This is a genomic window from Citrobacter sp. wls757 (assembly GCF_005280935.1).
In the GTDB taxonomy this organism is placed as follows: Bacteria; Pseudomonadota; Gammaproteobacteria; order Enterobacterales; family Enterobacteriaceae; genus Citrobacter; species Citrobacter portucalensis.
On the sequence record NZ_SZWU01000015.1, the window covers coordinates 257,960 to 268,996 of the forward strand.

The window sequence follows — 11,037 nt, forward strand, 5'->3', positions numbered from 1 at the left end:
TTAGTATCGCTGTGATCTTTGCAGCGATACATTTTAATAAGGCACACTTTGGAAAGGTGCATGTCATGAGTGAAAAGAATAAATCCGGTATTGAATACTGGAAGAAGATCGTCGTCGTAATGAGTCTGGGTTGGGTTGCGATATGGATTTATCGCACCGTATTGACTCCAATTTATCCTGAGATTCAGGCATCCCTGGGTAATGTCAGCAATGCTGAAATTGGCGCCATTGCCAGCTTTTATTTCTTCGCCTATTGCAGCATGCAGATTCCCTGCGGAATTTTGGTCGATAAGCTCGGCCAGAAAATTATGCTGATGTGTGGGTTTACGCTCTTTATTATTGGCACGCTTTGTATCGCGAAAGCCACAGGACTGGCGATGATCTATGCTGGTTCGCTGATGGCTGGAGCGGGCTGTGCCTCTTTCTTTAGTTCAGCGTATTCACTTTCTTCGGCAAATGTCCCGCAGGCTCGTCGTGCACTGGCAAACGCTATTATTAATAGCGGCTCAGCGATTGGGATGGGGATAGGTTTAATTGGTTCCAGCGTGCTGGTAAAAAGCATGAGTATGGCCTGGCAAAACGTTCTGTTCCTTGTTGCCGCTGTGCTGGTTGTGATGCTGTGCGTGTTTACATTGGTTATCCGTGGCAAGGCAAAAAGCGAAACCACTGCGTCAGATCAGAAAGCGCAGACGGTAACGACGACTGAAGAGAAGAATCCGCCGCTGTTTTCGGGTCTGTTGTGCAGCGTGTACTTCCTCTATTTCTGCACTTGCTATGGTTATTACCTGATCGTGACCTGGCTTCCGTCTTATCTGCAAACTGAAAGAGGGTTTGACGGTGGTGCAATTGGAGTGGCCTCGGCGCTGGTTGCTGTAGTGGGTGTCCCTGGCGCATTGTTCTTTAGCCATCTGTCCGATAAGTTTCGCAACAGCAAAGTCAAAGTTATTCTTGGACTGGAAATTATGGCCGCAGCCATGCTGGTATTTACAGTGTTATCACCAAATACCACGATGCTGATGGTCAGCCTGACTCTGTACGGTTTACTCGGCAAAATGGCGGTGGATCCGATTCTGATCTCCTTTGTCTCTGAGCAGGCATCGTCGAAAACGCTGGGCAGAGCATTCAGCCTGTTTAACTTTTTTGGTATGAGTTCAGCGGTTATCGCACCAACATTAACCGGATTTATTTCTGATTTAACGGGCTCAAAAGAGATAAGCTTTGTCATCTCCGCTTGTCTGGTTGTTACCGGAACGCTTATTTTTGCTGGCGTTGCGCTATATAAAAAGAAAGCAACACCTATTATTGCTTCAGCTTAAAATATAATAAAAATTAGTTGTATTATTTTCTTTATTGTTTTTGTTCCGCATAGCTAAACCCATTACAACGTTATCCGATACGTGACAAGAGGGATTTATGGAACATCAAAGAGATCTATACCAACAACGTGGTTATAGTGACGACTTATTACCAAAAACGGCAGCACAAAGAAACTGGAAAACATTCAACTATTTTACTTTATGGATGGGTTCTGTGCATAACGTACCTAATTACGTTATGGTTGGAGGGTTCTTTATTCTTGGGCTTTCCACATTCAGTATTATGCTGGCTATTATTATTAGTGCATTGTTTATTGCGTTAGTCATGGTAATGAACGGTGCCGCCGGAAGCAAATACGGCGTACCTTTTGCAATGATTCTCCGTGGATCGTATGGTGTACGCGGAGCGCTCTTCCCGGGACTGTTGAGAGGGGGGATTGCCGCAATTATGTGGTTCGGACTGCAATGCTATGCCGGATCGCTGGCATTTCTAATTCTGATTGGCAAAATATGGCCAGGTTTTTTAACGTTGGGTGGTGACTTTACATTACTAGGGTTATCTCTGCCGGGGTTAATCACATTTCTTATTTTTTGGCTTATCAACGTCGGTATTGGTTTTGGTGGTGGTAAAGTATTAAATAAATTCACCGCAATCCTCAATCCCTGTATTTATATTGTATTTGGCGGGATGGCCATTTGGGCGATATCGTTGGTAGGGATTGGACCGATTCTCGACTACATTCCCAGTGGGGTGCAAAAAGCGGGGAACAGCGGATTCTTGTTCCTTGTCGTCATCAACGCAGTCGTTGCTGTATGGGCTGCTCCGGCGGTAAGTGCATCCGACTTCACGCAAAACGCCCATTCATTCCGTGAACAGGCGTTGGGTCAAACACTAGGACTTATAGTCGCATATGTATTATTTGCTGTTGCCAGCGTGTGCATTATCGCCGGTGCTAGTATTCATTACGGAATGGATACCTGGAATGTGCTGGATATCGTACAGCGTTGGGACAGTCTGTTCGCCTCATTCTTCGCGGTACTGGTTATTCTGATGACAACTATCTCAACAAACGCTACGGGTAATATTATCCCGGCGGGTTATCAGATTGCCGCTATTGCACCGACTAAATTAACGTATAAAAACGGTGTATTGATCGCCAGTATTATTAGTTTGCTAATTTGTCCGTGGAAGTTAATGGAGAATCAGAACAGTATTTATCTGTTTCTCGATATCATTGGTGGGATGCTTGGCCCTGTTATTGGAGTTATGTTAGCTCACTACTTTGTGGTTATGCGTGGCCAAATCAATCTTGATGAATTATATACCGCGAGCGGTGATTACCAATATTATGATAACGGGTTTAACCTGACAGCATTTTCCGTAACGTTAGTTGCCGTAATTCTTTCACTGGGTGGCAAGTTTATTCCATTCCTTGAGCCTTTATCGCGAGTGTCGTGGTTTGTTGGGGTTATTGTCGCTTTCGTGGCATATGCCTTACTGAAAAAAAGAACGGGTGCGCAGCCAGCTGGCGTACAAAAAGTTACAGGCCAGATGTGATGTAATCAGTAAGCGCATTTTATTAAAAGTGCGTTATTTATAAAAACTATCTGTATCCATACAAGGAGTTTGTTATGTCTTTTGATTTAATTATTAAGAACGGTACTGTTATTTTAGAAAATGAAGCTCGTATTGTTGATATTGCCGTACAGGCAGGAAAAATCGCCGCCATTGGCGAGAACCTGGGGGAGGCAAAGCAGGTCATGGATGCGACGGGTCTGGTGGTTTCACCGGGCATGGTTGATGCGCATACCCATATCTCTGAGCCGGGCCGTACGCACTGGGAAGGCTATGAGACCGGAACGCGTGCCGCGGCAAAAGGCGGTATCACCACGATGATCGAAATGCCTCTCAACCAACTGCCAGCGACGGTGGATCGTGAAACCATTGAACTGAAATTTGATGCGGCAAAAGGCAAGTTGACCATCGATGCTGCGCAGCTTGGCGGTCTGGTCTCTTATAACCTCGATCGCTTACACGAGCTGGATGAGGTCGGTGTTGTCGGCTTCAAATGCTTTGTTGCCACCTGCGGTGACCGCGGTATCGATAATGATTTCCGTGATGTTAACGACTGGCAGTTCTACAAAGGCGCGCAGAAGCTGGCTGAAATGGGACAGACGGTACTGGTGCATTGCGAAAATGCGCTCATCTGCGATGAGCTTGGCGAGGAAGCTAAACGCGAAGGCCGCGTGACGGCGCATGATTATGTGGCCTCACGTCCGGTATTTACCGAGGTGGAAGCTATTCGTCGCGTGTTGTATCTGGCAAAAGTCGCCGGTTGTCGCTTGCACGTTTGCCACATTAGTAGCCCGGAAGGTGTGGAAGAAGTGACCCGCGCTCGTCAGGAAGGTCAGGATGTGACCTGCGAATCTTGTCCACATTATTTCGTGCTGGATACCGATCAGTTTGAAGAGATTGGCACCCTGGCAAAATGCTCTCCGCCGATCCGCGATCTGCAGAACCAGCAAGGTATGTGGGAAAAATTGTTTAACGGTGAGATTGACTGCCTGGTATCCGACCACTCTCCATGTCCTCCAGAAATGAAGGGCGGAAATATCATGCAGGCGTGGGGCGGTATTGCCGGACTGCAAAGCTGCATGGACGTTATGTTTGATGAAGCCGTGCAAAAACGCGGTATGTCACTGCCGCTGTTTGCAAAATTGATGGCAACCAATGCTGCAGATATTTTTGGTCTGAAGCAGAAAGGACGTATCGCCCCGGGTAAAGATGCTGACTTCGTCTTTATTCAGCCGGACAGCAAATACGTTCTGAAAAATGAAGATCTGGAATATCGCCATAAAGTCAGCCCGTATGTTGGCCGTACAATTGGCGCGCGCATTACGAAAACCATTCTGCGTGGTGATGTTATTTATGACATCGAGCAGGGTTTCCCTGTATCGCCAAAAGGTCAATTTATCCTTAAACATCAACAATAATGTGATGTGAATTAATGCCCGTCATGCTGGCGGGCATTCTCTATTTTAAGGTATGAATATGCTTCCTGTTATTAACCGCGAAAGTTTGTTATCCGGCTTTCAGTGGTTTTTCTTTATTTTTTGTAATACGGTCGTGGTCCCGCCAACGCTGGTTTCTGCTTTTCATCTCTCCGCGAACAATCTGCTAATGCTTACGCAGTACGCTTTTTTAACGACGTCGCTGGCCTGTCTTGCCCAGGTAATTTGTGGCCATCGCCGTGCCATTATGGAAGGGCCAACCGGTTTATGGTGGGGAACCATTCTGACGATTACCCTGGCTGAGGCGTCACGAGGAACCCCGCTCAATGATATCGCCACCAGTCTGGCCGTTGGAATTGTGATTTCCGCTGTTCTGACGATGATTATCGGCTTTAGTGGCTTAGGGCATCGATTAGCCCGGCTTTTTACCCCGACGGTTATGGTCTTTTTTATGCTGTTGCTCGGCGCGCAGCTGACCACCATCTTTTTTAAAGGCATGCTGGGTTTACCCTTTGGCATTGCTGATACCAGCGTCAAAATTCAACTGGCTCCCTTTAGCCTGGCAGTTGCCGTGATGTGCTTCATCCTTGCGATGATCATCTTTTTACCGCAGCGGATCTCACGCTATGCCCTGTTGGTGGGCGCAGTAGTAGGGTGGGGGCTTTGGCGATTGTGTTTTCCATCGACATCCCTGCCGTCCGGCGAATTAAGCTGGCAGTGGTTCCCGTTAGGCAGCCATGGCAGACTGTTACCGGGCATTATTCTGACGGCGGTTATCACCGGCTTGGTGAATATCAGTAATACCTATGGTGCGGTGCGCGGCACAGATGTTTTTTATGCGCAACAAGGCTCCAGCAGCTCGCGTTATCGTCGCAGTTTTATCATTTCCGGCTTTATGACGCTGGTGACAGTACCCTTTGCGGTGATTCCATTTTCACCTTTCGTCTCTTCTATCGGCCTGTTAACACAAACTGGCGACAGCTCGCGAAAATCATTTATTTGCGGCAGCGTATTATGTTTATTCGTGGCGATAGTGACGCCGCTAACCCGCTTATTTTGCGCCATTCCGCTGGCGATCAGCAGCGCCGTGATGCTGGTTTCTTATCTTCCGTTGCTTTATTCCGGTCTGGTATTTAGCCAGCAAATCACATTTACCGCACGAAATATTTATCGACTGGCGCTCCCGCTGTTTGTCGGCATTTTTTTGATGGGGCTGCCTCCGGTTTATTTACAAGATCTTCCGCTGACTATTCGGCCATTACTGAGCAATGGCTTGCTGGTGGGGATTTTACTGGCAGTGCTTATGGAAAATCTCATTCCATGGGAACGCATTAAATAACACGATGAAAAGGATTGATGATGAAAATTGTAATTGCGCCAGATTCATTTAAAGAGAGCTTAAGTGCCGACCAATGCTGCCAGGCAATTAAAGCCGGATTTTCAGCCATATTCCCTGATGCAGAATATATTTGTTTGCCGGTTGCTGACGGTGGAGAAGGAACCGTGGATGCAATGGTGGCGGCAACAGGGGGAAAAGTTATCTCTGTGGAAGTCTGCGGGCCGATGGGGGAAAAGGTCATGGGGTTTTATGGCCTGACTGGTGACGGAAAGACCGCAATTATTGAAATGGCGGCGGCGAGTGGGCTGATGTTGGTCGAACCGCAGGCGCGTAATCCTCTCCTGGCTTCAAGTTACGGTACCGGTGAGCTGATTCGGCATGCGCTGGATGCAGGTATTCGTCATATTATTCTTGGTATTGGCGGGAGTGCCACGGTTGATGGTGGTATGGGGATGGCTCAGGCGCTTGGCGTGCGTTTTCTTGATGCACAGGGCGTGTCATTAAATGCAGGAGGCGGTAGCTTGTCTCGTCTGGCGAGCATCGACCTGCAACAGTGCGATCCGCGACTGAAAGCATGTCGCATTGACGTTGCCTGTGATGTGGATAACCCGTTGGTTGGCCCGCGCGGCGCCGCAAGGGTATTCGGCCCGCAGAAAGGGGCGACGCTTGAGATGGTTGAGATACTGGAAGAAGGGTTACTCAACTATGCCCGTGTGCTGCAAACACTGACCGGTGAGGATGTTGCTCAGGTTGCGGGCGGTGGGGCGGCCGGTGGAATGGGGATTGCAGCGGTTATCTTCCTGCAGGCCAGCATGAAGCCAGGTATCGAGATTGTGCTGCAGGCAGTACAGCTGGAGCAATCCATCAAAGATGCGGCGTTGGTTATCACCGGCGAAGGGCGTATTGATTCACAAACGGTCGGCGGTAAAGCGCCAATTGGCGTAGCGTCGGTGGCCATGCAGCATAACGTTCCCGTTATTGGTATCGCTGGGGTGTTGGGAGAAGGCGTGGAGGTGGTTCACGATCACGGTATTGATGCGGTATTCAGTATTTTGCCGCGCCTCGCTCCGTTAGCCGAAGTGCTGGCGAGCGGCGAAACCAATCTCTATCACTGTGCGCGTAATATCGCCTGTGCAATGAAACTGGGCCAGGTTGTGAATCAGCGTTAAGCATAAAAAAAGCCACGGTATTAACCGTGGCAAAACCCAACATAGCTAAATAAAAAATTATCAGGCGGGCTGTACGCCGTTAGATCTCAACATCCCGGTTGCAATCTTTAGAATAGATATAGCTGAATGCTTCACCACGACCCACGCCGTATCCGGCCTGCAGGGAATAAGCGCCCATAAAGATGTAGTCGCCTTTTTTCACAGGTATCCACTGATTGTCGAGGTTATAAACCCCCTGGCCTGAGAGAATATAGGCACCGTGTTCCTGTACGTGCGTTTCGATATAACCGTGGCTGGCGCCCGGCTCGAACGACAGAATGTGCATATTCATATCGAAGCCCAATTCTTTAGGCAGGAAATCCAGCAGGATCACGTCATCCATGCCTTCATAATGAATACGTTCTAACTGGTTGGCGTTACCGGAAACCAGCCACGGCGAATGACCTGCTACTGGTGTATAACGACGTTTGTATAAAAACAGCTGGCTGTCTTCTGTTTGGGCATTGCTAAAGGTGAGCAGCTCGCCAGGTGGGCAATAAAGGTATCCACCCTGAGTTAAAGCGAACGTTTTACCCTCTGCTTTTGCCTCAATTTTTCCGGAAATAACATAAACGAACGTTTCAATGCCTTCACCACCGAAACCACTCTGGTTGCCACCGTTCTGGTGCAACGTCACCAGATAATCAACAAACGATGCGCCCAGTTTTGGCGTTGACAGGATGGTAACGTCACTGTTTTCAAAACCCGGAATGATATTTTTAACCAGTCCATCGGGGGTTAAGAGGGCGAAGTTGCCGTGTTTTACAATTGCGCGGTTAGCCAGTAAATCATCGCGGTAACCCGTGACGTTATTCACATATCCCATTGTTGACTCCTTATTTCTGCCAGGCAAGTTGATGAAGCATTAATGCCAGAGTTTTGACCCCTTCGGCAAGGTCGTTAATATTTGTTCGTTCAGCGGGGTTGTGGCTGATACCGTTAATGCTGGGCATGAAAATCATGCAGGTCGGCACACGGGGAGCGAAAATTTGCGCATCGTGGCCCGCACCACTGTGCATCACCCGGTAGTTCAGCTGTTCCTTTTCACACAGTTCGGTGAGGGTGGCGACCAGTTTTGTGTCCATCGGGACCGGCGTTTCGTCCATCCACAAATCGATATCAATGCCGATATCCATTTCATCGCAGATGGCGCGCATGTCATTTTCCAGTTGCTGAGTAAAATCACGCAGCACTTCGGCGTCGGTATGACGGCAATCGATCGTGAAAGTCGTTTTTCCTGGCACCACGTTGACGGTGTTTGGCTGCGGCTCAACTTTGCCAAAGGTTAGTACCAGAGGATCGCCATGTTTTTTGGCTTTCTCAATCGACTGGCTACAGATACGGCTGAAGGCGTAAACGGTGTCGCGACGGTAGCTCAGCGGCGTTGTCCCCGCATGGTTGGATTCGCCGTTCAGCGTTACCGTATAGCGGCGCTGCCCGACAATCGCGCTGACAACGCCGATGGACTGACCATTGCTTTCAAGCACGCACCCTTGCTCGATGTGCAATTCAACAAAGGCTTTGATGTCAGTGCGAGCGTGAAGTGGTTCTGCGGGGAGCGTAAAGCCGCAGGTGTTCATCGCATCAACAAAACGTGTGCCTTTGGCATCCTGGATGTTGCGAACGTCATCGGGATTTGCCAGCCCAAAGATGTTCTTACTGCCCCAGAAGACATACGGGAATCGACTGCCTTCTTCTTCTGCCATAGAAACTACTTCGACCGTTTTCAGCGGCGCGCCGTAGGTGGTCTTAAGCCAGTCAATCGCTAGCCACGCAGCCAGTGCGCCAAACTGGCCGTCAAGATTGCCGCCGTTGACGACGGTATCAATGTGCGAGCCACTTAAAATTACCTGTTCCGGGGATTCGCTCCCGCGCAGGCGACCGTATAAATTGCCCACTTCATCAAAACGCGTTTCCAGACCGCTGGCGTCCATCCGTTTTTTGAATTGCTGTTGTGTTTCAAGCCATTCTGGCGAGTACAGCAAGCGTGTCATCCCACCTGTAGGATCTGCGCCAAAGGAAGAGAGCCAGGGGAGGGTTTCTTCTATTGCGTGACGAAAATGTTTGATCATATGAAATTCCTGTTTCAATAATTATTGCGCAAAGGGATTTTTGGTTTCGTATGACTTCAAATAAAGGGCATCGGAAATCAGGTATTGATAGATATCGTCAACGATGTCGATGCCATGGGCCGCAGCATTGCGTTGATTAATATCTTGATCTTGTCCAGGGTAATAAACTTGTTTAAAACCAGGTGCAGGCGTAACGGCATTTAACTCTTGCATGGTTTGGCTGAGATGCTGACGAAATAATTGGCTGGAGGAGAAAAACTCGGGATTAATAACCAAATGCAGTTGGCCTAAATTACGCCCCGCATGCAAATCTTCATACATGGAACTGACCTGACGACCAAATGGTAATCCCAGCAGAATGCCGGATAGCACATCGATCATCATCATCAGACCATAGCCTTTTGGCCCAGCAGCAGGTAGCAATGCATTGACAGCAAAAGGGTCGGACGTCGGCGCACCGTTTTTATCGACAGCCCAGGTATCGGGAATCGGTTCGTTACGCGAGCGGGCATCGAGAACTTTACCCCAGGCTTGCACCGTTGTGGCCATATCAAATGTCATGACATCGTCACCTTCTCCAGGTGCCGCGAAGGCTAATGGGTTGGTTCCGTAGTAAATATCCGCGCCGCCGAAAGGTACAACCATCGGGTCGGACTGGCAAACGGAGAGGCCGATAAGTCCAGCATGGGCGGCTTGTTGCACGAAGTAGGAAATGGCTCCGCTGTGTCCCATTCGGCTAATTCCGACAACGGCGACACCATTTTTTTTAGCAATTTCAATTGCATGCTCCATACCCATCTTTGCAGCGACTTGCCCGGCGGCGTTATCGGCATGCAAAATTGCTGTGCAGGGACCGGTATCTTCAAAACGAAATGTGGGTTCGCGGTTGGTACCGCCTTTTGAAATGCGCTCGGCATAGTATTCAACGCGTACGGCGCCATGAGAGTGAATGCCTCTGGCATCGGCATAAACCAATACCTCAGCAACCGTTGCGGCGTGCTCACGTTTTAGTCCGGCCTTGCAAAGCTTATTCTCGATAAGCTGGTGGAGTGTTTCCCGACTGATTTTCATCTGTCTTCCTTTTTAACGACGGTGTGAAGCATGACTGCCGTTAACATACCGGGAATATAAACAGATTATGTGATCCAGATACGCAAAAAAATATAGTTAGAATTTATTTGATAATCAGAGCCGATTTGCCATTTCTTTTTAAATAAATATTGCCGTTAGAAAATAACATGTAATCCTCTGGTGGTTATTAAAATTCTTTTGCTAATAAATTGTATGTGATATTAGTCACTCTATTTGTGATGCCGGATATATACCTTGAGCGACACATTAACACTACTCGTGCAATTGCCATGGGTGCAATTATTAAGGGGTTGTTATGATTCACGCCTTTATTAAAAAAGGGTGTTTTCAGGACTCTGTCAGTTTAATGATTATTTCACGCAAGCTGAGTGAGTCCGAAAATGTAGACGATGTATCGGTCATGATGGGTACGCCGGCGAATAAATCGCTGCTGGAAACGACCGGGTTTTGGCATGACGATTTTAATCAGGCAACGCCGAATGATATTTGCGTGGCTATTCGTACTGAAACGGCTGATGAAAGTATTACGCAGGCTATTTTGCAGCAACTGGATGAGTCGTTGCAGCAGTTGGCGCAGGCCACCGGGGGGAGTCAAGCGCTCCTGCAGGTCAGACGCTGGGAAAGCGCGTGTCAGAAACTGCCTGATGCGAATATGACGTTAATTTCTGTTGCTGGCGAATATGCGGCGGAACTGGCGAACCAGGCACTGGATCGCAACCTGAACGTCATGATGTTCTCCGACAACGTCACGCTGGAAGATGAAATTAAACTGAAGCGTCGCGCACAAGATAAAGGTCTTCTGGTGATGGGGCCGGATTGTGGAACTGCCATGATCGCCGGTACGCCGCTGGCTTTTGCCAACGTGATGCCGGAAGGCAATATCGGTGTAATTGGCGCCTCCGGTACAGGAATCCAGGAACTCTGTTCACAAATTGCGTTGGCCGATGAAGGTATTACTCATGCTATTGGCTTGGGGGGGCGCGATCTGAGCGCCGAGG

9 protein-coding genes are annotated in these 11,037 nt (G+C 48.6%); 6 read left to right on the plus strand and 3 right to left on the minus strand.

Going from position 1 to position 11,037, the window contains the following annotated elements; genetic code table 11:
* Positions 1-65 precede the first annotated feature (65 nt).
* The 5 genes from FDW94_RS03060 (at position 66) to glxK (ending at position 6,836) form a co-directional block, all read left to right on the plus strand.
* Entirely contained in the window at positions 66-1,316 is a 1,251-nt protein-coding gene (locus FDW94_RS03060; protein WP_153753632.1) for an MFS transporter, read from the plus strand.
* A gap of 97 nt (positions 1,317-1,413) precedes the next feature.
* Entirely contained in the window at positions 1,414-2,874 is a 1,461-nt protein-coding gene (locus FDW94_RS03065; protein ID WP_137377110.1) for a putative allantoin permease, read from the plus strand.
* Between the two features lie 74 nt (positions 2,875-2,948).
* The gene (gene allB, locus FDW94_RS03070) at positions 2,949-4,310 is read left to right on the plus strand and encodes an allantoinase AllB (RefSeq protein WP_137377111.1); all 1,362 of its coding nucleotides are present in this window, start codon (positions 2,949-2,951) and stop codon (positions 4,308-4,310) included.
* A gap of 58 nt (positions 4,311-4,368) precedes the next feature.
* Positions 4,369-5,667 (plus strand): uracil/xanthine transporter, encoded by a 1,299-nt coding sequence (locus tag FDW94_RS03075; RefSeq protein WP_137377112.1) that lies wholly within the window; start codon positions 4,369-4,371, stop codon positions 5,665-5,667.
* Between the two features lie 20 nt (positions 5,668-5,687).
* A complete protein-coding gene (glxK, locus tag FDW94_RS03080; protein ID WP_048226234.1) occupies positions 5,688-6,836 on the plus strand; it encodes a glycerate 3-kinase in 1,149 nt (382 codons plus the stop codon).
* Positions 6,837-6,915: 79 nt separating this feature from the next.
* On the opposite strand, the gene allE is transcribed toward glxK, so the two are convergent.
* From allE to allD, 3 genes are read right to left on the minus strand one after another with little or no spacing between them, the layout of a single operon-like run.
* Positions 6,916-7,701, minus strand: coding sequence for a (S)-ureidoglycine aminohydrolase (gene allE, locus FDW94_RS03085; RefSeq protein ID WP_137377113.1), 786 nt, complete (start codon positions 7,699-7,701; stop codon positions 6,916-6,918).
* Positions 7,702-7,711: 10 nt separating this feature from the next.
* Positions 7,712-8,947, minus strand: a complete 1,236-nt coding sequence (gene allC / locus FDW94_RS03090) for an allantoate deiminase (RefSeq protein WP_137377114.1) — start codon at positions 8,945-8,947, stop codon at positions 7,712-7,714.
* Positions 8,948-8,968: 21 nt separating this feature from the next.
* A complete protein-coding gene (gene allD / locus FDW94_RS03095; RefSeq protein WP_137377115.1) occupies positions 8,969-10,018 on the minus strand; it encodes an ureidoglycolate dehydrogenase in 1,050 nt (349 codons plus the stop codon).
* Between the two features lie 316 nt (positions 10,019-10,334).
* On the opposite strand from allD, the gene fdrA reads away from it, so the two are divergent.
* Positions 10,335-11,037 (plus strand): acyl-CoA synthetase FdrA (fdrA, locus tag FDW94_RS23800; RefSeq protein ID WP_249358267.1); only part of this gene is annotated, 703 nt, incomplete at its 3' end.

Excerpts from the sequence above, each read along its gene's own strand:
- FDW94_RS03060 (WP_153753632.1), top strand. The coding sequence starts at position 66 with ATGAGTGAAAAGAATAAATCCGGTATTGAATACTGGAAGAAGATCGTC.
- FDW94_RS03065 (WP_137377110.1), top strand. The coding sequence starts at position 1,414 with ATGGAACATCAAAGAGATCTATACCAACAACGTGGTTATAGTGACGAC.
- allB (WP_137377111.1), top strand. The coding sequence starts at position 2,949 with ATGTCTTTTGATTTAATTATTAAGAACGGTACTGTTATTTTAGAAAAT.
- FDW94_RS03075 (WP_137377112.1), top strand. The coding sequence starts at position 4,369 with ATGCTTCCTGTTATTAACCGCGAAAGTTTGTTATCCGGCTTTCAGTGG.
- glxK (WP_048226234.1), top strand. The coding sequence starts at position 5,688 with ATGAAAATTGTAATTGCGCCAGATTCATTTAAAGAGAGCTTAAGTGCC.
- allE (WP_137377113.1), bottom strand. The coding sequence starts at position 7,701 with ATGGGATATGTGAATAACGTCACGGGTTACCGCGATGATTTACTGGCT.
- allC (WP_137377114.1), bottom strand. The coding sequence starts at position 8,947 with ATGATCAAACATTTTCGTCACGCAATAGAAGAAACCCTCCCCTGGCTC.
- allD (WP_137377115.1), bottom strand. The coding sequence starts at position 10,018 with ATGAAAATCAGTCGGGAAACACTCCACCAGCTTATCGAGAATAAGCTT.